22 protein-coding genes are annotated in these 21,018 nt (G+C 62.2%); 9 read left to right on the top strand and 13 right to left on the bottom strand.

What is annotated here, in order from left to right:
- Positions 1-10: 10 nt before the first annotated feature.
- The 3 genes from IT775_RS15510 (at position 11) to IT775_RS15520 (ending at position 3,369) form a co-directional block, all read left to right on the top strand.
- Complete coding sequence (locus IT775_RS15510) at positions 11-1,210, top strand: toxic anion resistance protein (protein ID WP_212702126.1); 1,200 nt, start codon at positions 11-13, stop codon at positions 1,208-1,210.
- A gap of 122 nt (positions 1,211-1,332) precedes the next feature.
- Complete coding sequence (locus IT775_RS15515; RefSeq protein WP_212702127.1) at positions 1,333-2,169, top strand: DUF2927 domain-containing protein; 837 nt, start codon at positions 1,333-1,335, stop codon at positions 2,167-2,169.
- A gap of 81 nt (positions 2,170-2,250) precedes the next feature.
- Positions 2,251-3,369 carry an SPFH domain-containing protein gene (locus tag IT775_RS15520; RefSeq protein ID WP_212702128.1) on the top strand — a complete coding sequence of 373 codons (1,119 nt, stop codon included), beginning with the start codon at positions 2,251-2,253 and terminating at the stop codon, positions 3,367-3,369.
- 86 nt (positions 3,370-3,455) lie between these two features.
- Here the strand turns inward: IT775_RS15520 and IT775_RS15525 are convergent, their stop codons facing one another.
- From IT775_RS15525 to IT775_RS15535, 3 genes are all read right to left on the bottom strand, one after another.
- On the bottom strand, positions 3,456-3,836 hold the full coding sequence (locus tag IT775_RS15525; RefSeq protein WP_212702129.1) for a hypothetical protein: 381 nt from the start codon (positions 3,834-3,836) through the stop codon (positions 3,456-3,458).
- 357 nt (positions 3,837-4,193) lie between these two features.
- Positions 4,194-4,562 carry a CZB domain-containing protein gene (locus IT775_RS15530; RefSeq protein ID WP_212702130.1) on the bottom strand — a complete coding sequence of 123 codons (369 nt, stop codon included), beginning with the start codon at positions 4,560-4,562 and terminating at the stop codon, positions 4,194-4,196.
- 198 nt (positions 4,563-4,760) lie between these two features.
- The gene (locus IT775_RS15535; protein ID WP_212702131.1) at positions 4,761-5,141 is read right to left on the bottom strand and encodes a CZB domain-containing protein; all 381 of its coding nucleotides are present in this window, start codon (positions 5,139-5,141) and stop codon (positions 4,761-4,763) included.
- A 173-nt stretch (positions 5,142-5,314) separates the two neighbouring features.
- On the opposite strand from IT775_RS15535, the gene IT775_RS15540 reads away from it, so the two are divergent.
- Together IT775_RS15540 and IT775_RS15545 are read left to right on the top strand one after the other, a co-directional pair.
- The gene (locus tag IT775_RS15540; protein WP_212702132.1) at positions 5,315-6,412 is read left to right on the top strand and encodes a TFIIB-type zinc finger domain-containing protein; all 1,098 of its coding nucleotides are present in this window, start codon (positions 5,315-5,317) and stop codon (positions 6,410-6,412) included.
- 14 nt (positions 6,413-6,426) lie between these two features.
- Positions 6,427-7,101 (top strand): nitroreductase, encoded by a 675-nt coding sequence (locus tag IT775_RS15545; protein WP_212702133.1) that lies wholly within the window; start codon positions 6,427-6,429, stop codon positions 7,099-7,101.
- Between the two features lie 15 nt (positions 7,102-7,116).
- Here IT775_RS15545 and IT775_RS15550 read toward each other — a convergent pair whose 3' ends face one another.
- Positions 7,117-7,533 carry an Hsp20/alpha crystallin family protein gene (locus IT775_RS15550; protein ID WP_212702134.1) on the bottom strand — a complete coding sequence of 139 codons (417 nt, stop codon included), beginning with the start codon at positions 7,531-7,533 and terminating at the stop codon, positions 7,117-7,119.
- A gap of 133 nt (positions 7,534-7,666) precedes the next feature.
- Here IT775_RS15550 and dtd point away from each other — a divergent pair, with 133 nt between their 5' ends.
- Positions 7,667-8,104, top strand: a complete 438-nt coding sequence (gene dtd / locus IT775_RS15555) for a D-aminoacyl-tRNA deacylase (RefSeq protein WP_212702135.1) — start codon at positions 7,667-7,669, stop codon at positions 8,102-8,104.
- A gap of 40 nt (positions 8,105-8,144) precedes the next feature.
- Here dtd and IT775_RS15560 read toward each other — a convergent pair whose 3' ends face one another.
- Together IT775_RS15560 and IT775_RS15565 are read right to left on the bottom strand one after the other, a co-directional pair.
- Positions 8,145-9,488, bottom strand: a complete 1,344-nt coding sequence (locus IT775_RS15560; protein WP_212702136.1) for a phenylacetate--CoA ligase family protein — start codon at positions 9,486-9,488, stop codon at positions 8,145-8,147.
- 319 nt (positions 9,489-9,807) lie between these two features.
- The gene (locus IT775_RS15565) at positions 9,808-10,341 is read right to left on the bottom strand and encodes a winged helix DNA-binding protein (RefSeq protein WP_343231151.1); all 534 of its coding nucleotides are present in this window, start codon (positions 10,339-10,341) and stop codon (positions 9,808-9,810) included.
- Between the two features lie 134 nt (positions 10,342-10,475).
- Here IT775_RS15565 and IT775_RS15570 point away from each other — a divergent pair, with 134 nt between their 5' ends.
- The 3 genes from IT775_RS15570 to IT775_RS15580 all read left to right on the top strand — a co-directional run bounded on the left by IT775_RS15570 (position 10,476) and on the right by IT775_RS15580 (position 12,634).
- Positions 10,476-11,564, top strand: a complete 1,089-nt coding sequence (locus IT775_RS15570; protein WP_212702137.1) for an LLM class flavin-dependent oxidoreductase — start codon at positions 10,476-10,478, stop codon at positions 11,562-11,564.
- 7 nt (positions 11,565-11,571) lie between these two features.
- On the top strand, positions 11,572-12,075 hold the full coding sequence (locus IT775_RS15575) for a flavin reductase family protein (RefSeq protein WP_212702138.1): 504 nt from the start codon (positions 11,572-11,574) through the stop codon (positions 12,073-12,075).
- Positions 12,076-12,238: 163 nt separating this feature from the next.
- Positions 12,239-12,634: a DUF4260 domain-containing protein gene (locus tag IT775_RS15580; protein WP_212702139.1), complete on the top strand. Its 396-nt coding sequence runs from the start codon at positions 12,239-12,241 to the stop codon at positions 12,632-12,634.
- 156 nt (positions 12,635-12,790) lie between these two features.
- On the opposite strand, the gene IT775_RS15585 is transcribed toward IT775_RS15580, so the two are convergent.
- From IT775_RS15585 to IT775_RS15615, 7 genes are all read right to left on the bottom strand, one after another.
- Positions 12,791-14,215 (bottom strand): gamma-aminobutyraldehyde dehydrogenase, encoded by a 1,425-nt coding sequence (locus IT775_RS15585; RefSeq protein WP_212702140.1) that lies wholly within the window; start codon positions 14,213-14,215, stop codon positions 12,791-12,793.
- Positions 14,216-14,235: 20 nt separating this feature from the next.
- The gene (locus IT775_RS15590; protein WP_212702141.1) at positions 14,236-15,045 is read right to left on the bottom strand and encodes an ABC transporter permease; all 810 of its coding nucleotides are present in this window, start codon (positions 15,043-15,045) and stop codon (positions 14,236-14,238) included.
- Positions 15,035-15,997 (bottom strand): ABC transporter permease, encoded by a 963-nt coding sequence (locus tag IT775_RS15595; protein ID WP_212702142.1) that lies wholly within the window; start codon positions 15,995-15,997, stop codon positions 15,035-15,037. Before IT775_RS15595 ends, IT775_RS15590 begins: the two co-directional genes overlap by 11 nt.
- Positions 15,994-16,977, bottom strand: coding sequence for an ABC transporter ATP-binding protein (locus IT775_RS15600; RefSeq protein ID WP_212702143.1), 984 nt, complete (start codon positions 16,975-16,977; stop codon positions 15,994-15,996). The genes IT775_RS15595 and IT775_RS15600 overlap by 4 nt, the downstream gene beginning before the upstream one ends.
- 64 nt (positions 16,978-17,041) lie before the next feature.
- Complete coding sequence (locus IT775_RS15605; protein WP_212702144.1) at positions 17,042-18,205, bottom strand: ABC transporter substrate-binding protein; 1,164 nt, start codon at positions 18,203-18,205, stop codon at positions 17,042-17,044.
- Between the two features lie 122 nt (positions 18,206-18,327).
- A complete protein-coding gene (locus IT775_RS15610; RefSeq protein ID WP_212702145.1) occupies positions 18,328-19,230 on the bottom strand; it encodes a LysR family transcriptional regulator in 903 nt (300 codons plus the stop codon).
- Between the two features lie 233 nt (positions 19,231-19,463).
- Entirely contained in the window at positions 19,464-20,609 is a 1,146-nt protein-coding gene (locus IT775_RS15615) for an HPP family protein (protein ID WP_212702158.1), read from the bottom strand.
- Positions 20,610-21,018 lie beyond the last annotated feature (409 nt).

The following is a 21,018-nucleotide window of genomic DNA, read 5'->3' on the forward strand; positions in this document are numbered from 1 at the left end:
GGGGAACGTCATGTCGCAAACCATTCAGCAGAAAGCCGCCGCCGACCTGGCGATGGTGGAAGAAGTCACCGCCGTGGCCCTGCCCGAACCGGGCAAGGCCGACGACATCGTATCATTGGAGCAAGCCGATGCGCCGCTGAGCGCGGAAATCCGGTCGCGGATGGGCGAACTGGACATGGGCGACACCAATTCCATCGTGTCCTTCGGGTCGGCCGCGCAGGCCGAACTGCAGGAAATCAGCCAGGCGATGCTGTCGGACGTGCGCAACAAGGATGTGGGGCCTGCGGGCGACTCTTTACGCGAAATCGTCACCACAATCCGCGGCTTTTCGGTCAGCGAACTGGATGTGCGGCGCAAGCGCAGTTTCTTCGAAAAGCTGCTGGGCCGCGCCGCGCCCTTCGCCAAGTTCACCGCGCGTTATGAAACCGTGCAGGGCCAGATCGACCGGATCACCGACAACCTTCTGAAGCACGAACACACGCTGTTGAAGGACATCAAATCGCTCGACATGCTCTATGAAAAGACGCTGAATTTCTACGACGAGCTGGCGCTCTACATCGCCGCCGGCTCGGCCAAGCTGACCGATCTCGATGGCAACGACATCCCCGCCAAGGAAGCGGCGGTCAAGGCCGCGGCCGAGGAAGATCAGGTGATGGCGGCGCAGGAATTGCGCGACCTGCGCGCCGCGCGCGACGACCTGGAACGCCGGGTGCACGACCTGAAACTGACCCGGCAGGTGACGATGCAATCGCTGCCCTCGATCCGGCTGGTGCAGGAAAACGACAAGTCGCTGGTTACCAAGATCAATTCGACCATGGTCAACACCGTGCCGCTTTGGGAAACCCAGCTGGCGCAGGCGCTGACCATTCAGCGCAGCGCCGAAGCGGCGGCGGCGGTACGCGAAGCCAGTGACCTGACCAACGAACTGCTGACAGCCAACGCGGAAAACCTGCGCCAGTCGAACAAGGCGATCCGCGAAGAAATGGAACGCGGCGTGTTCGATATCGAGGCGGTGAAAAAGGCCAATGCCGATCTGGTCGCCACCATCGAGGAAAGCCTTGCCATCGCCGATGAGGGCAAGGCGCGCCGCGCCGCCGCCGAGGAAGAGCTGAAGAAGATGGAAACAGAGTTGCGCGACACGCTGGCCGCGGCCAAGGCGCGCAAGACGGGCCTTGGCGACACCGCTGGCACTTCGGTGCCGGAAAGCTGAGGCGGGGCTTGCGATTGAAGCGACATATCGGACCGGTTCTGGCCGGCGGTTTGAGTATCCTGGCCGCATGCGCGCCCCTTGGGCAACAGGAACAGGTCCGCCCCCAGCCCAAGCCCGTCGGGATGGCCAAACCCGCCCCGGTCGGGATTTCCGGTCGCAGCAAGGCGCTGAGCACCTATTTCAACCGGGTGCAGTCGGACCTGCTGTCGCAGGGGCTGCTCAGGACCGATGGCGGCGGGCCAGACACGCCCTTCACCGCGACCGACCTGGCGCGCAATTTCGAAATGATCGCCTTTTACGACGAATACGAACGCGGCATGGGGTTGCGCGGCGCCCATGGCGGGCCGGGGTTCCTGCGCCGCTGGGGCGTGCCGGTGCGGTTCGGGGTGGAATTCGGCGCTTCGGTGCCCGAGGATCAGCGCCGCATCGACCGGGCCAACGTGCGCGCCTATTCGCGGCGGCTGGCGCGGGTGACCGGCCACCCGATTTCGGTGTCGGAGAGCAATCCCAACTTCCACGTTCTGTTCATGGGAGAGGACGACCGCGCGCAGATGCTGACCCGGGTGCGGCAGATCGTGCCCAATATCAACCCCGCCTCGTTGAACATCCTGCGCGACATACCCCGTTCGATCCATTGCCTGGTGATCGCCTTTTCGGCCACCGGCAATGACAGCGATTACCGCGAAGCGATCGCCTTGGTGCGGGCCGAACACCCCGGCCTGTTGCGCAAATCCTGTATTCACGAAGAACTGGCGCAGGGGCTGGGCCTGGCCAATGACAGCCCGCATGCGCGGCCGTCCATCTTCAACGACGACGACGAATTCGCGCTGCTGACCTCGCATGACGAAATGCTGCTGAAAATGCTCTATGATCGGCGCCTGCGCGCCGGCATGCCACTGGACGAGGCCGGTCCGGTGATCCGGGAAATTGCCGAGGAACTGGCCGGCGGCCCCAGTTGAGGCCATTGATACAAGGGGCCAGCAAGGGACCCGACACTCATTTCGGGCGAGGCACGTCGCCCTTTCGTAAAGGAGGTTTGCATGGGAATTTTCGATTTCCTCACCGGCGAATTCATCGACGTCATTCACTGGGTCGACGACACCCGCGACACGATGGTGTGGCGGTTCGAACGGGAAGGCCATGAAATCAAGTACGGCGCCAAGCTGACCGTGCGCGAAGGCCAGGCCGCCGTGTTCGTGCACGAAGGCCAGTTGGCCGATGTCTTCACCCCCGGGCTGTACATGCTGGAAACCAACAACATGCCGGTGATGACGACGCTGCAGCACTGGGACCACGCGTTCCAGTCGCCGTTCAAGTCTGAAATCTACTTCGTCAACACCACCCGGTTCAGCGATCTGAAATGGGGCACCAAGAATCCGATCATCTGCCGCGACCCGGAATTCGGTCCGGTGCGGATCCGTGCCTATGGCACCTATGCGGTGCGGGTCACCGATCCGGCGCGCTTCCTGACCGAAATCGTCGGCACCGACGGCGAATTCACCATGGATGAAATCAGCTTCCAGATCCGCAACATCATCGTGCAGGAATTTTCCCGCGTGGTGGCCGGGTCCGGCATTCCGGTGCTGGACATGGCGGCCAATACCGCCGATCTGGGCAAGCTGATCGCGGCGGAAATCAGCGGCACGCTGGCCGAATACGGGCTGGAAATGCCCGAGCTCTACATCGAGAACATCTCGCTGCCCCCGGCGGTCGAAGCGGCGCTGGACAAGCGCACCTCGATGGGGCTGGCGGGCGACCTGGGCAAATTCACCCAGTATTCCGCGGCCGAGGCGATGACGGCGGCCGCGCAGCATTCCGGAGGGTCCGGCATGGGGGCCGGGCTTGGCATGGGGATGGGTATGGCGATGGCACAGCAGATGGCCAGCCAAGGTCCGTGGGGGGCGCGTCCGCAACCCGCCGCGCAGGCCGCTGCGCCCCCACCACCGCCGCCAGTCGAACATGTCTGGCACGTGGCCGAGAACGGCGAAACCAAGGGGCCGTTTTCCAAGGCGTCGCTGGGCCGGATGGCCGCGGCGGGCGGCATCACCCGCGACACCTATGTCTGGACCGCCGGGCAGGACGGCTGGAAGAAAGCAGGCGAGGTGATGGAACTGGCGCAGCTGTTCACCGTCATGCCGCCGCCACCGCCGGGCGCGTGATCCCTCGACACGGGACAATCAAACGAACAAAAAAACGGCGCCTTCCCCCGGGGCGCCGTTTTTCTTCACCACAGCCGATCAAGCGATCAAGCGATTTCGACCCCGAAGTAGCACAGCGCGCGCGACAGTTCGGACGCGGTTTCTGCGAAATACCCGGTGGCCAGTTCGTCGATGGCCTCATCAAACAGGCCGGCATTGATCAGCGTGGCAACGGCGCCGGCGGCGTCGTGAAATTCGGCGTGCAGCATGTCGACTTCGCGCATCTTCGGGGTGATGTGGCCACGTTCCACCAGCGATTTCAGCAGCTGCGCCAGCGGCGTCTGGCTGCGATCGCGAACCTGCCGAACGGCAATGGCGCGGTTTTCGTCATAAGCGGCGGCGCGCAGCTGCAGGCCCAGGGCGTAATGGGCGACATGCGCCTGCTTGAGGATCTCACGGACGTTCAGGGTCACATTCCGTTGTGTCATCTCGATATCCTTTCGCGGTCGCCGTCTACATGCTGTCGTGTGGTGCTGAATACACTTACGTCAGTATCGCCAATCATTTTAGGACGAAACTATCCTTAAGTTCTGTTTTCGCACTATTAAGTATGTATTTCGACCCAAACTATAGAAAACGAGCCCCATACAGACGCGCAGAGGCGCGAAATGGCGCCCTGGGACGACGTCGCAAGCCGCGCGCCGATCCGGCGGGCTCGCGTTGGAAGGCCGCGCCCTTCCCCGGCGTTTGCCGCAACCAGGGCCCGGACCATGCCGGAAAACGGCCAAGAAAACGAAAAAGCCCGGCCAAGGGGCCGGGCTTTTCGATCCGTGTTGGGGAAATGGTCAGGACAGCGACATCCGCCAGCGGGTCACTGCGTGGGCCAGACGATCGGTGCTGTCCTTGTAATCCTGCCCGTCCAGCGCGGCCAGCGCCCCGTCAGTCTGGCCACCGGCAATCTGGGCCGCCACGCCACCCACGATGATATGGAAATTGGCGTGCAACTCATGGACTTCCTTCGCCGCGTCCGAGTTGCGGGCCTCGGCCGGAAGCGAGCGCAGCCATTTGCCGAACTTGCAGCAATCATCGCGCTTGATCATGTCGACCGGCAAATCTGTTTCACCGTTGATCGCGGCTTCACGCAGGCGCAGTTTCCACGCCGCGTGACGGCCAAGTGCATCGTTCAATTCGGCACGCATAACTTGATTATTCATTTTATCGGGACCCTGATTATGAATGTTGTCCTTTCAGCTTCCAAGAAGCCTACATTCTGACTAACGTCCCGAAATCACGGGACTTTACCGGCAAGCAAGATATCAAAATAGCGAGTCTGAGATGCCCTTTTTCATCCCGTGGAACCAACCGCCCGGCAAGGGCCCATCGTTGCCGGACGATCTGATGCAATGCGGGGATTATGCCGCGGCCAGCTGCCAGCGCGATATCGCCCTGCTCAGGTCCGCCGAAAGCGCGTTGTATTCCTCGCCGCTCAGCGCGGCAAAGGCCTTGTTGAATTCACCTTTGGAAATCTGCTCGGCGATATCACCGGCGCAGGCGTGAAACGCCGCATGCAGCCGCTCCACTTTCCGGGCGTCGCGCGAAATGCGCAGAATCGGCGGCAGCGCGTTCAGCCATTCGCCGAAACGGCAGCAGGCGGGGCTCCTGATGTCGGCAACCGGCAAATCGGTTTCCCTGCGCACGGCCACGTCTCGCAGGCGCTTTTTCCATGCGCCATGCTCCTGCAGGGCCACGTCCAGCTCCTTCCACAGGGTGATTGCCATCTGCATCTGCATCATGATTGCCTCATAACGCAAGCAACCGGCGAATGGGTGCTACCCATCGCAGAAGACGGGAAAGTATAGTCGCCGGAACGGATAGTGTGAATCGTAACAGAACTGAGCATTTGGACTGTACTAAAGTCCTAGAAACCAAACTCCTTGATCTGCCTCAAATAGCCAGGACCCAGACCATGCCCCGGACCGAACATCGTTTTCCCTGCGACCAGTGCGGCGCGGATTTCCGCTTTGACCCCGAGGCCGGGCAGCTGGTCTGCGATCATTGCGGCAACCGGGCCGAACTGGCCCCGGACAGCCCGTGGGAAGGCGGCATTCGCGAGCTGGATTTCAAACGTGCGCTGGACGACCTGCTGCCCAGCCAGGAAATAGAGGAAACCCGGGTCAGCAAATGCCCCAACTGCGGCGCGCAGGTGGAACTGGACGAGGCCACCCATGCCGCCGAATGCCCGTTCTGCGCCACGCCGGTGGTGACCGATACCGGCGCGCATCGCCATATCAAGCCGCGCGGCGTGTTGCCTTTCGCGCTGACCGAAACCCAAGCGCGCAAATCGATGACCGATTGGCTGGGCCGGTTGTGGTTCGCGCCGAACGGCTTGCAGGAATACGCCCGCAAGGGCCGCAAGATGCAGGGCATCTACGTGCCCTATTGGACCTTCGACGCCGACACCAAGAGCCGCTATCGCGGCGAACGCGGCGTGGTCTATTATGAAACCCGCACGGTGATGCGCGACGGAAAGCGGGTGCAGGAACAGGTGCAGAAGGTGCGCTGGTACCCCGCCTCGGGCAAGGTCGCGCGGTTCTTCGACGACGTGCTGGTGCTGGCGTCGCGGTCGTTGCCGAAATCCTATACCGACGCGTTGGAACCCTGGGACCTGGCGGCGCTGGAACCCTACCGGTCCGAATACCTCGCCGGGTTCCGGGCCGAAGGGTATACGGTGGAACTCGACGAAGGCTATGACGAGGCGCGGCGCAAGATGGACCGGGTGATCGAACGCGACGTGCGCTTCGATATCGGCGGCGACCGGCAGCGTATCCACGATATCCAGACCCAGATCAGCGATGTTACCTTCAAGCATATCCTGCTGCCTGTCTGGCTCGCCGCCTATAAATACCGGGGCAAGACCTATCGCTTCGTGGTCAACGGGCGCACCGGACAGGTGCGCGGTGAACGGCCCTGGTCGGTGTGGAAGATCGCCATCGCCGTCATCCTCGGGCTGATCGTGGCGGGCGGCATCGGGTATCTGATCGCGCTGAACGAAGGCCAGATTTGAACGGAATGGAAAGCATGACGACCGACTACGACACCCTGACCCGCCTGCTGAACGACCGTCACAGCTGCCGCGGCTTCCTGCCCGATCCGGTGCCGCGCGAAACCATCGAACGGATCCTGCGCGCCGCGCAGCGGGTGCCCAGTTGGTGCAATGCCCAGCCCTGGCAGGTGATCGTCACCAGCGGTGCCGAAACCGACCGGTTCCGCGAGGTCCTTTATGCCGACGCCACCACCACGACGCCACAGCCCGACCTCGAATGGCCGCGCCAATATGTCGGTGTCTACAAGGATCGCCGTCGCACCTGCGGTTTGCAGCTTTACGATGCGGTGGGGGTGATGCGTGGCGATCGCGCCGCGTCGGGGCAGCAGATGCTGGAAAATTACAAATTCTTCGGCGCGCCGCATGTGGCGATCGTGACCAGCGACCGCGATCTTGGACCTTACGGCGCGATGGATTGCGGCGGCTTCGTCGCGGCCTTCACGCTGGCGGCGCAGGCCTTGGGCATCGCGACCATCCCGCAGGCGGCGGTTGCGGCCTTTGCCCCGACCCTGCGCGACCATTTCGGCATACCCGAGGACCGGCTGATCCTTTGCGCGATTTCGTTCGGCTATGAGGACGAGGATCACCCTGCCAACAATTTCCGCACCGAACGGGCGGACCTGGACGAGGTGGCGGATTGGCGCGGCTGATGCCGCGCCGGTCGCTCAGGCCTTGTTGATCTTGACCTTGACGCCCTGCTTGGCCTCCGGCCCGGCCTTGGGCACGATCACCTGCAGAACGCCGTCCTTCAGATGCGCCTCGACCTTGTCACCATCGGCGTCCTCGGGCAGGCGGAAGGACCGGCTGAACGACCCGTATTGCCGTTCGGAAAAGAACCAAGTTTCGCCCTTCTCTTCGCGTTGCGAGCTTTTTTCACCCTTCACGGTCACGACACCGTCATGCACCGAAACGTCGATGTCCTTTTCCTCGACCCCGGGCAGTTCCAGTGAAATCTTGTAACTGTTGTCGGTCGACGACGCCTCGGATGCCGGGGCCAGCCAATCGGCCACCTTCTGCCCGAAATTGCGGAACGGTTCGTAGAATTGCGGCCAGGATCCGGCGGTATGGGATTTTTCGACCATAGGGTAATCTCCTCTTCATCTATGCCCGTCATTTTCCCCAATCGCCCCCTGCCCGCTTTGACTCGTGTCAAATCCGCTTGCAGCCCGGCGCGGATTGGCCGACCTATGAGGCGGACAAGATGAGGACGGACAAATGCGCGCATTGCTGCAACGGGTAAGCCACGCGTCGGTGACGGTAGACGGCGACGTGATCGGACGGACCGGCCCCGGGCTGCTGATCCTGATCTGCGCCGTGCAGGGCGATGGCGAAGCCCAGGCCGATCAGCTGGCCGCGAAGGTTTCCAAGCTGCGGATCTTCAAGGACGAGGCGGGCAAGATGAACCGTTCGGTCGTGGATATCGGCGGCTCGGCCCTTGTGGTGTCGCAATTCACCTTGGCCGCCGATACCTCGCGCGGCAACCGCCCCGGCTTTTCCGCCGCCGCCGCGCCGGACGAGGGCCGGGCGCTCTACGAATATTTCGCGGCGAAGCTGGCCGAAACGGGCGTGCCGGTGGAAACCGGCGAATTCGGCGCCGACATGAAGGTCGAATTGCTGAACGACGGGCCGGTGACGATCTGGATGGAGGCCTGAGCCCTGCGATGACGCCGGGGCAGATCGGGTACCGTCCTGATCAGCTTGGCGCGCCGGTCAGCTTCAGCTTGCCCATCGTCGCCCCGGTCCGCACGAAGGCGTCGTGGAAGCTGATGGCGATCTCGATCTCGCCCACGCCCTGCACATTCAGCGCATCGCTCAGGCTGGTACGCAACGCCGCCTCGAGACGCGCCCGGTCGGCGCCGCGCCGTGGCACCACGCGCAGGTTCATCCGGTTGCCCTCGACATTATACTGATATTCGGCCGCGTCCGCCTCGCCGATCAGGCAGTTGGCGACCAGGAAGGGCGAAACCGACACCTCGCCGCCGGCCGCGGCGGGCAGTCGGATGACATCCTCAGTCCGACCGCCGATTTCGGACAACAGCGGGAAAACCCGCCCGCAATCGCAGCTTTCGGCCTTGGCGGTCACCAGGTCGGTCAGTTCGTACCGGATCACCGGCTGCACGTAGCGGTGCAGATTGGTCAGCAGGACCTTATGCCCGGGCGTGCCCGGCGGCACGGGGTTCATGTTCTCGTCCACGATCTCGATCAGTGACATGTCGGAAAAATGATGCAGCCCCATATGCCGGTCGCAATCGGCGGCGATCATCACCTGTTCGGCGGCGCCGTAGTGATTGAACGGGGTGATCCCCCACGCCTCCTGCGCGCGCGCAACCCGGTCGGGTCCCAGCATCTCGCTGAAGCTGGCCACCATTTCCGGCGCGATGTTCAGCCGGCCCTCGATCTGCTCGATCGCCAGCAGGCTGATCAGCGAGGCATATCCCATGAACAGCTTGGGCTGGAATTCATTCAGTTCCTCGACCAGCTGTTCAAGAGGCTTGGTGGCGTCCAGCATCAGCAGGTTCGGCATCCCCAGTTCCATGCTCTGGCCCAGGCGCGACGTCGCGTGCGTGGTGCTTCCGGCCTTGACCGAGGCGAGCTTCTTGGTCGAAAGCCCAATGGGCGAAACCCCGAACATTTCTGCCCAGCGAAGTGCCCCCGCGATCACCACCCGCCATTCGGGCCGGTCATAGACGAATATGCCGCGCAATCCGCTTGACCCGCTGGTCGCCACGATCCGGTATTCACCGAGGTAATACTGGTCGTCGGGATCTTCGATGATCTGGCGCTCGATCTCGGCCAGCTTCAGCCGCGGATCGGTGACCCAGTCGTCGAAATTGTCCATCATCACGCGCTTGTCGGTGATGGGCAGGTCGGAAAGCGTGAAACCCCCCGACAGGTCGATGCCTTCGCACAGTTTCGCATAGGCGCGCGAATGGGTCAGCGCGTGGCGCACTACCTTCTTGAGCTGTTCATCCTGATAGGCGGCGAGGCCTTCGCGCGTCCCATTTTCGATCGCGCGGAAATGCAGATGCAGGCGCATGGCGCTTGCAAGGTCGCGCAGCTGTTTGAAACGGTGATGGGCCAAGGGATGTCCTCTGTCTGCGGGTTGGTTTCCTGCAGCTTGGCATCCCGGGCCGGCGTTCACCTTGACACCGGTCAAGGCGCACCACGGCAAAGCCCCAACAATGCATGATGTTTTCGGAAATCCGCGGCGGGATGTTCATCCGATGCGATTCGCCGGGTGTGCCGGTCGATCGCCAAGTCGACCAAAACCTTGGCTGGCCGACCCGACCACATGCTGCGACGAACCTGCCGTCAACTGCCACCGATGCCGCGGGACAAACGCGCGCCCCCGCCGATCAACGCCGATGGGTGGCCGCCACGCGCGATGCTTCTTCGTAAAGCCCCGACAGGATGTTGAGCGTGCGCGTGACCTCTTGCAGCCGCTGAACGAAATCCGGGATATCGTCGATCTTCTCGACCAGCAACCGGCGCCGGACCGTCGCATAGACATCGGTGACTTCGCGCCCCTTGTCCGTGGCTTCATAGGTCACACCCGTGCGGCTGGTTCCCTGTTTGGTGATCAACCCTTCCGACAGCATTTTCCTGAGCGAATACTGGATGTTGGGAATGTCATCACGGTTTGTCAGCCGGGCCAGTTCCTTGACCGACTTGGCGCGGTCATTCATCCGGATGATGTGCAACAGTGCGTTTTCCGGCCCGCTCAGCGTCAGCCCCGACACGGCGATCAGGCATTCCGCCTGCCAGCGCCCGAAGCTTTCGAACGTGCGCATCAGGGCGAATTCCATCTCCGTGGTCGCGATTTCGGGATCGTCGGCGGCCAGGTGCCACTTGAAATCCATCTCATCGCTTTTTGCCGGACCTTCGCTCACCTTCCGCCTCCTTTTTGACCGTTTCGGGGCCGCGCCAATGATCGCGTTCAATCTTTCTTGACACAAGCAAGAAAGTTTCTTTAGGTTTTAAATAAATAATCAATCTAAAATTCTATCCAAAGGGAGACGACCACATGACACAGAACAAAATGCTCAAGAAAGAGGGCTTCAAACTCGGAACCTTCTCGTCCAACTGCTCCTCCGGCATGACCGTGAGCAAGCTGCCCGAACGTTGGGTCAACAGCTGGGACAACAATCTCAAACTGGGCAAGATGCTGGACGAGGCCGGTATCGACTTCATGCTGCCGATCGCCCGCTGGATCGGCTATGGCGGGGAAACCGATTTCCACGGCGGGGTTCTGGAAACCATCACCTGGGCAACGGCGCTTCTGGCCAACACCAAGGACATTTCGGTGTTTGCCACCATCCACACCGCCGCCAACCACCCGGCCGTCGTCGCCAAGCAGATCGCGACCATGGACCAGATCGGCCAGGGTCGCGCGGGACTCAACATCGTGGCTGGCTGGAACAAGCCGGAATACGAAGCCCTGGGCCTGACCCTGCCCGAGGACCACGAAACCCGCTACGGCTATGCCCAGGAATGGTTCGACGTCATCGAAAAGCTCTGGAGCAGTAAGGAGCATTTCGACTGGGACGGCAAGTACTTCAACCTTAAAGGGATCAAGGGTGACCCCTGGCCGGTCAACGGCGAGGTGCCGATCCTGAACGCGGCGGGGTCAGGACTGGGCCGCGAATTCGCCACCCAGAACGCCAATTACCTGTTCACCCCCGCGATCGACCTGACCCGGTCCGTCGACGAGATCAAGGAATTGCGCGAACAGGCTGCAGGCAAGGGCCGCGATGTCGGCGTGCTGACCTTCAGCCACGTGATCTGCCGCCCGACCGAGGAAGAAGCACTGGCCTATCACGATCACATCATGAGCCAGATCGACTGGGACGCGGTGGACAACCTGGTGAACCTGCAATTCGCCCATGCGCAATCCTTCCCGCATGACCTGCTGGCGCAGATCCGCAACCTGATGGCGCTTGGCCATGGAGGTTTCCCCCTGGTCGGCACGCCGCGGCAGGTGGCCGACGGCATCATCAAGCTGCACGAAACCGGATTTGCCGGCACCACCCTGTCCTTCGTCGATTACGTCGAGGAATTCCCCTATTTCCGCGACGAGGTTCTGCCGCTGCTGGCAGAGGCCGGGATTCGCTGAGATGGGCATGGCCGATCCTACCGAGGCCTTCACCCGTGCAATGCGCCAGCAGATCGGCCATTGCACGGTGATCACCGCCGGCCAGGGGGTGGAACGCTCGGGGCTGGTGGTGACCTCGGGCGTGTCGCTCAGCGCGGAACCGCCGCAGGTTCTGTTCTGCCTGAACCGCGATTCCTCGACCTGGCCGCTCATCGACAAGCACCGCTGTTTCGGGTGGTCGTCTCTCGGGGCGGATCATCAGGACACCGCGGAACGGTTCGCGGGTTTCGGCGGGATCGCCGGGGCCGAACGCTATCACGGGGCCGAATGGGTCACCGCGAAAACCGGCGTGCCTTTGCTCAAGGGCGCCGCGGTGGCGCTCGACTGCGAGGTGACCGAAATGATCGACCGGGCAAGCCACTCGATCGTCATCGGCCGGGTGCGCGCCGTGGTCGAAACCCAGGATGCCGGGGCGTTGACCTACTGGAACCGGCAGTTCCGATCCCTGCCAAGCGGCGCCCTTCCCGCCTAGCATTGCAGGACCAGGTCCGGGCGGCGGCCTCTGACGGCCGGTCGCGCCCGGGCCAGCCATCCGGCTGCCATAGAAATTTCTATAGAGGGTATAGGGATTTCAACAATTTCACTTGTCGGCTTTCGGGTCCATGTTCCGGACAGACCCGAAAATGGAGGTCACAGTGACCCCGACAGAAGACCGCTCCATCATCATCGCGCTCCGCCTTGAAGGCGGGGCCGCCTTCATCGTGGCCACCGCCGCATATGCCGCTCTGGCGGAGGGATGGTGGCTCTACGCGATCACCGCATTGTTGCCGGACGTATCAGCCGCTGGCTATCTGGCCGGCCCGCGTGTCGGCGCCCGCGCCTACAACATTGCCCACAGCTATGTCACACCGTTTTTCTTCGGCCTGATCGCCTGGCTCTCCGAGCCAGCACTTCTTCCGGTGGCGGCGGTCTGGGTCGCCCATATCGGTATCGACCGGCTGCTTGGCTACGGCCTGAAATCCGAACAGGGGTTCAAGTTCACCCATCTCGGGCGGATCGGGCGGGAACGGTTCGAAGACGACCGGGAATAGCGGATCACGCTTTCACGACAGGTTTCCGCGCCAGCTTGCGGGCAAGCGTGAAAAATATCTGCGCCCGTCTCGAAAGGGCGCAACTTGCAGTAGCCCAGTTAAAAGGATCGGTCGCACAAGGCGACCGATCAAGGGTACGGGGTCGTTCAAATTCCGTCAGTGCGCCACCATGACATGACGCACGGCAGAGTAATCCTCGAGCGCATAGCTGGACATATCCTTGCCATAGCCCGACTGCTTCATGCCACCGTGCGGCATTTCGCTTGTCAGCATGAAATGGGTATTCACCCATGTGCAGCCGTATTGCAGCTTCGCCGCGACCTGCATGCCTTTCGAGATGTCCTTGGTCCAGACCGAAGAGGCGAGACCGTAGTCGCTGTCATTGGCCCATTGGATTGCCTGCTCCGGGTCGTCGAAGCGGGTGACGGAAACCACCGGGCCGAAAACCTCGCGACGCACGATTTCGTCGGTCTGGAGCGCCCCGGCCACCACCGTCGGCTGGTAGAAGAACCCCGGCCCGTCGGGAATTTCCCCGCCCGTCGTGACCTCGATGTGGTTGGCCTCGCGTGCGCGTGCGACAAAGCTCGCCACGCGGTCGCGCTGCCGCAGGGAAATGAGAGGCCCGATCTCGTTCTGGCTGTCATCCTCAAGGCCATAGGGAATGTCGGACACGGCGCCGGTGAGGTCCGCCACGAATTTGTCGTAGACCGAAGCATGCGCATAGATGCGGCACGCGGCGGTGCAATCCTGACCGGCGTTGTAATAACCGAAGGCACGCAGCCCTTCGACGGTCGCGGGAATATCCGCGTCGTCGAAAACGATGACCGGCGCCTTGCCGCCAAGTTCCAGATGGGTACGCTTGATCGTCTTGTTCGCCGCATCCAGGATCTTGCGCCCGGTCGCGATGTCGCCGGTGAGCGAAATCATTGCCACTTTCGGGTGGTTGATGAGGGCGGAACCGACGGTTTCGCCCCGGCCCAGAATGATGTTCACCACACCTTCGGGCAGTACGTCGGCGAAGATCCTGGCCACCGCCAGCGCCGTGAGCGGGGTTTGCTCGGACGGTTTGAAGACCACGGTGTTCCCTGCCCCGATCGCGGGCGCGATTTTCCACGCCATCATCATCAGCGGATAGTTCCACGGCGCGATGGAAGCGACGACACCGATCGGATCGCGGCGGATCATCGAGGTATGCCCTTCAAGGTATTCCCCCGCCACCGGGCCGGTCATGCAACGCACCGCCCCCGCGAAAAAGCGGAAGCAATCGATGATCGCCGGAAGTTCATCCCCCAGGGCGAGCGGTGCGGGTTTGCCGCAGTTGAGCGCCTCGAGCGCGGCGAGGGATTCCGCCTCCGCCTCGATCCGGTCGGCGATTTTCAACAGGTAGCCCGAACGTTCCGCCGGCGTCGTGCGCGCCCAGCCTTCGAACGCTTTTTCGGCAGCGGTGACTGCCTCTTCGACCTGCGAAAGAGAGGCCTCGGGCAGCGTCGTGATGATCTCGCCCGTGCGCGGATTGAGGATTTCCTCCTCGCTCTCGCTGCCGCTGACGAGATTGGCGCCGATCAGCATTTGGGTATCCATAAACAGTCTCCCTGTCTTTGTTATTTCTCTGAACCGGCTGTGTGCTCGCCGTCTCGTGTAAGGTAATAGGCCGCAAGGATCGGAAGGATCGTCACGATCACCACGGCCATGGCGACCACGTTGGTCACCGGACGCTGGCGCGGGCGGACGAGTTCTTCGAGCATCCAGATCGGCAAGGTGGTCTGGTTCCCGGCGGTGAAGGTGGTGACGATCACCTCGTCGAAGCTCAGCGCGAAGGCCAGCATTCCACCGGCCAGCAGCGCCGTCGCGATATTCGGCAGGATCACCAGGCGGAAGGTCTGCAACCCGTCCGCGCCAAGGTCCATCGCCGCGTCGATCAGCGCTTCGGATGTGCGGCGGAACCGGGCCACCGCGTTGTTGTAGACGATCACGGTGCAGAAGGTCGCGTGCCCCAGGACGATGGTCCATGTGGAGAACGGTATATCGAGCAGCGAAAAGGCCGAGCGCAGCGAAATCCCCGTGATGATACCCGGCAGGGCGATCGGAAGGATCACCAACAGCGAAATCGTTTCCCGCCCGAAGAAGCGTGACCGCGCCACGGCGGCGGCTGTGAGCGTGCCGAGGATCAAGGCGAGTATGGTGGAAATCGCGGCCACCTTGAGCGACAGGGCGAGTGCTTCCCACACGTCCGGGCGGTTCAACGTGACACCGATCCATCGCGTCGTGAAGCCTGGCGGCGGCCATTGGAAGCTCTTCTCTTCCGTGGAGAAGGCGTAGAGGAAGATAAGCGCGATCGGGGCGAGGAGGAAAAACAGGCCGCCGATGGCCGCGAGCTTGAGGCCCAGAGGGGCACGGGTATCAGAGTGCATCGAACGCCCCCATTTTGCGTGCGCCCCACAGGTAAATCCCCATTATGACGATCGGGACCACGGTGAAAGCGGCGGCAAGCGGGATATTCCCTGCGGTGCCTTGCTGGGTGTAGACCGCCTGACCGATGAAAAGGCGCGAATTGCCGACGATCTGCGGCACGATGTAATCGCCGAGCGTCAGGGAAAAGGTGAAGATCGACCCGGCGATGACCCCCGGAAGCGCAAGCGGAAGAAGCACGAACCGGAAGCTCTGTCCGGGGGTGGCCCCCAGATCGGCGGCGGCTTCGACCAGCGACCCCGGAACACGTTCCAGAGAGGCCTGAACAGGTATGATCATGTAGGGCAGCCAGATATAGAGGAATACTAGAAACGTCCCGATGTAGCTGACGGAAAGCGAATTGCCCCCGATCACCGGGATCGCGAGAACGGCATCGAGCAGCCACGTCAGATGCAGCTTGGCGAAGATCCAGTTCAGAATACCTTCTTTTGCGAGCACCAGCTTCCACGCATAGACCTTGACGAGGTAGCTCGACCACAGGGGCAGCATCACGCCGATGTAGAAAAGCGCCTTCCATTTCCCCTTTGCGTAGCGCGCCGCGAAATAGGCGATGGGAAAGGCCAGGATCGCGGCCGCGACGGAAACGGCGGCGGCCATGCTGACCGTGCGCAGGATGATGTCGAGGTTGTAGGGCCGGAACAGTTCGCCGTAGGTTTTCAGCGTGAATTCGTGAACCACGATGCCCGAGAATTCGTCGATCGAAAAGAAGCTCTGGATCAGGAGCGCGATCAGCGCGCCGATATAGACGATGCCAAGCCAAAGCGTGATCGGCAGCACCAGAAGGAAAACGAACATGCGCGGATGGCGAATGATCCAGTCCACAGTGCCGGCCAGAATTCCGGGGCGCGGGGCAAAGATCGCCGGCGCCGTGGAAGAGAAATCCGTGCCGCTCATGTATCCTCCTCCATGATGTGGACGCGGCTTGGGTCCCATCCGATCAGGGCGGTTTCGCCTACGTCCGGCGCGTCCGCGTGGGCAGGCACAAGCGCGGTGAGGTTCTGTCCCGCGAAATCGAGAGAGAGCTTGGTGACGCGACCGTGGAAGAACCGCCCGGTCACCTTCACTTCCTGCCCGGCAGGATCGAGAACGATGTCTTCTGGCCGCAAGGAGGCCCATTTTCCGGCGGCACCGGCACCGACCAGATCGGCGGGAATGACGTTCGAGGACCCGACGAAATCCGCAACGAAACGCGAACATGGACGCCGGTAAATATCCTCGGAGGTGCCGATCTGCTGGATCTTGCCATCGGCGAAAACGGCGACACGGTCGGCCATCGAGAGGGCTTCGTCCTGATCATGCGTCACGAAGACGAAGGTCAGGCCAAGCGAGCGCTGAAGACTGCGTAATTCTTCCTGCATCTGTTCGCGCAGCTTAAGGTCAAGCGCCCCCAGCGGTTCGTCCAACAGCACCACACGCGGCTTGTTCACCAGCGCACGCGCAAGCGCGACCCGCTGGCGCTGGCCGCCCGACAGTTCCCCGGCGCGGCGGTTGCCGTAGCCGGCAAGCTCGACCAGTTCCAGGGCCTCTTCGGCGGCGCGGTGGCGTTCGGCCCTCCCCATGCCTTTGACCCGCAGGCTGAAGGCCACGTTTTCGCGGACGTTCATATGCGGGAAAAGCGCATAGTTCTGGAACACCGTATTCACGTTGCGCAGATACGGCGGCACGCCATCGGCGCGTTCACCGAAGATTTCGATGTGGCCCGCAGTCGGCTGTTCGAACCCCGCGATCAGGCGCAGGCAGGTGGTTTTCCCCGAGCCGGAGGGACCGAGCATCGCAAAGAACTCACCATCTTGAATGGCCAGATCGACCTCGTCCACGGCTTTCACGGATCCGAAATGGCGCGAAACGCCCCGGAATGTTACGGCATCAGTCATTGTTTGTCTTTCTGGGGAGGAAACCCGGACCGGCCAAACCGCCGGTCCGGGCTGTTGGGATGAATCAGCGTCCGCCGATCACACCGATGTAGTCGGACACCCAGCGGTAGTAGGGCACACAAGTGCCTTGGCTTTCGCATTTGGAAACGGGCGTGCGCCAGAACTTGATCCGGTCGAAGTCATCCAGACCGTTGAGCGAACAGCCCTCGGCGGTCTGCATGCCCGATCCGTCGGTACAGGCCGAGGGAACCGAGGGCACGGCGCCGAACCAGACAGACAGGTCCGATTGCAGGTTCGAATTCAGAGAATGCTCCATGAACTTGTAGGCGCAGTTCGGATGCTCGGCATCGGCGTGCAACATCAGCGTATCGGCCCACCCGGTGGCACCCTCTTCCGGAATGGTCGAGGCGACCGGCGCCCCTCCTGCCTGCAAGAGATTGACCTGGAACGGCCAGGAAGACGAAGCGACCACGCCCTCGTTCTTGAAGTCGTCGATCTGGATGAAGGCGTCATGCCAGTAGCGTGACACCAGCGTCCGCTGGGTGCGGAGCAGATCGAGCGCGGCGGCATATTGTTCGTCGTTCAGCTCATAGGGGCTTTCGATTCCCAGGTCCGGCTGGTGCGCCATCAGGTACATCGCGGCATCGGCGACATAGATCGGGCCGTCATAGGCCTGCACGCGCCCCTTGTTGCTGGACCCGTCGGGCAGCGTCATTTCCTCGAACACGACGTTCCAGCTCGTCGGCGCCTCGGCAAAGACTTCGGTGTTGTACATCAACACGTTCGGCCCCCACATGAAGGGCGTACCGAAATGCGATCCGTCGACCGTGTGCCACGGCGCGTCCTTCAGGCGGTCGTCAACGCGCGCCCAGCTCGGGATCAGGTCGGTGTTGACCGGCTGCACGCGCCCGCCCGCGATCAGCCGCAGAGAGGCGTCGCCGGACGCGGTCACCATGTCGAACCCGCCCTCGTTCATGAGCGCGACCATTTCGTCGGACGTGTTGGCGGTCTTGACCTCGACCTTACAGCTTGTGGCCGCTTCGAACTTGGTCACCCAGTCGAAGGCCTTATCGGTTTCGCCGCGTTCGATATACCCCGGCCATGCGACGATGGAGACGGTGCCTTCGCCATCACCGAGTTCGGTGAGCATATCGGCAGCGGAAAGCGGAAGCGCGGTGGCCGCGACGAGCGCGAGGCCCGAAACACAACCATTGAAAATCTGTTTCATCTTGGCTTTTCCCTGTTGCAACGGGAGTTCGGACTCCCTTGCGCACAAGCCTGTTCAAAAACCCGTGCCTTCACAAATTCAATTATCAGGTCGTAGGTATCGGAAAAACAGATACCGCAATTTTATTTATTGCTCTTATGGACTTGCGCCGCCGCAACAAATTCACGCGCCACGCGCGGCAGGGGCGCCCCTTTGCGCCAGACGGTGCCAACCTGCACAACCGGCAGGCTGCCCGACACATCCCTGGACACGATCCGATCGCCTTCGAGCGACCAGCGCCGGTAGACCATTTCGGGCAGCAGGGCGATCCCAGCTCCGGTCGCCACCAGGGACCGCACAGCCTCCACCGAGCGTGTGCGAAACGCGACGCGCGGGCGGGCGCCGAAGGCGGAAAGCAGCTTGCGGGTGGCTTCCTCGATCTCGTCTATCCGCAGCATGATCATCGGTTCGCCCACCAGGTCCTCGATCGAAACCGAAGGCCGCGTCGCCAGTTCGTGCCCATTCGGTAGCCAAAGCTGATAGGGCGAAACGTCGATGATCTCGGTCTGAAGCGCCATGCGGTCGCGCATGTTGGTCGTGACCATCACCGCCACGTCAAGTTCGCCCCCGACAAGCAGGTGCTCGAGATAATCGCCGCTGTCTTCGAGCGCGGTCACTTCGACCTTGGGGTTTGCCCGGCGGAAACGGGCAAGAATGTCGGACAGGACATAGCCCGCCACCAGGGAGGTCACCCCGATGTGAAGCGACCCGGTCAGGTCTTCGCTGTCATGCGTAAGCGCATGCCGCGCATCGGAAACGCCAGCCAGGATACCCTTTGCGTGGCGCAGGAATTGATGCCCCTTATGGGTGATGTCCAGCCCGCGCGGCTGGCGAATGAACAGCGGCACGCCCAGATCGGCCTCAAGCTCCCGGATCGCCTCGGTCACCGCCGATTGCGAAATCGCCAGCGCCTGCGCGGCCCCCGACACCGTGCCGTTTTCGGCCACCGCGATGAAATAGCGAAGCTGCTTGAGTGTAAATGCCATGTTTTTTCCGACCGGGTGATCAGCCCCCTCTTGAATGGTCCGGTTCGAGTGTTAGTCCATGTCCGGCCCTTGGTCCATCGCGACGATGGTCTCCGGGGCTGGCGGCAGTCATGCACGAACACTTGGGCAGGATCGCTCAGGCGGGGCAGAGCTGCGGCTGCCGGGCGACCCCAAGCCGCGTTTCGAACTCGAACACGACACTGGGCGACACGCCTGTTCAGACGCCCTTTCCATCAGTCGTTGCGCACTGCCCCACGCGCCAATGCCGATATGAGATCCGTCCGCGTAACGATGCCAGTGACGCATCCTTGTTCAAGAACAGGCACGGCGTCGACTTCCCCGTCCGCCATCAAGGGGAGCAAGGCGCCAATCGGGGTGTTCGGGGTGGCTCGCGGCCCTGCCACCATCATGATGTCGCCAGCCTGAACGGAATTGTCTCTTTCGCGGTCCAACAGGCGCTTGAACGCCGACGAAAAGCCGCGGTTCAGCCGCAGTGCGTCATCTCTGGCCTGGCTGATGAGATGTATCTGGAAAATGATCCCGAGGAACTTCGCGTTCGGCCCGACGACGGGAAGAGACTTGAAACGGTGACGCTTGAAGAGATCAGCCACCTTGGCAAGCCCAGTTTCCGGGCGAACGGTAATGAGATTGCGGGACATGATATCCCCGGCGGTCAGGGGTCCGGTGCTGTGCGTCGCGGCTTGAAGCTCCGCCGCCCCGATAAGGCGGGCAAGGTCCTCCACCCCCAGGTTGAAGGATTGGCGGTAGCTTTCAAGGATTCCGGTCAGCTCTTCTTCGGTCAATCCCAATCGCTCGGTAGGGTCAGGGTCTGCCGTGCCGTGCTTGCTGGGGTCATCGAACTGGCGGAACGGATAATGCCGGCCGGTCAACCGTGCGTAGATCGCGGCGAAAACGACAAGGATCATGGTGCCAACAGCAATTGGGGCCAGCGCGAACCAGAAGCCCATTTGATCTATCGCTTCCGGGCTCATCGCTGCGGTCATGGCAACCGCACCTGCGGGAGGATGAACCGCACGGCAAAGAATCGTGGCGGTGATCGCCAGCCCAACGGCGAGCGCAATTCGAAGCGCCGCATCTTCGACCAGCATACATACCGCCACGCCGACGAGCGCGGCAACGGTGTTCCCGACTATCGCGGACCAAGGCTGGGCGAGCGGGCTGTTCGGAACCGCGAAAAGGAGAACCGAGCTCGCGCCGAAAGGGGCAACGAGAAAGAGCCCCATTTTCAGATCAATGCTTGGCGAAAGAAGAAACAGTCCGGCAATGCCCAATCCGACAAGAGCTCCGACGCCTGCCCGGATTGCTTCCAGCGGCGACACGCGCGCGACGGCAGGCCCAAGTGAACGGAAAAAGTGCAAAATACCCACCCCTTTGCTCTGTGCGCGCAAATTTTCAGCGAAACGAAAAAAGATCAAGCGTACGCCTGAAAAAAGAAAGCGACGCGCAAAGCGAAGCCTTCCACCGGCGGGCGTCAGCGACGCTGCGGCAACGATCCGAGTTCAGAACCAACCCAGCCCAACGCCTGCCCCCATCCAAGACACAAGCACGGCGGGACCGATGGCCCCGCCGTGCTCGCGGTTCAGTTCAGGAAAACAGCCCTTCCGAAGCGAGCGCGAGTGGCCGCAGCAGGCCTTGCCCCCCGATGCGCGCGCCCATGTTTCATTTGCGCACGCGCCTGCTTCTTCAGGCGCTTAGGGTCAGGACCCATTGATTTCCGCCGGGTGGCGTGATTCACCGTTCGAAAAACGAGCGGTAAAATGTCTGACC

It is taken from the genome of Thalassovita aquimarina (assembly GCF_018219815.1).
Lineage (GTDB): Bacteria > Pseudomonadota > Alphaproteobacteria > Rhodobacterales > Rhodobacteraceae > Thalassobius > Thalassobius aquimarinus.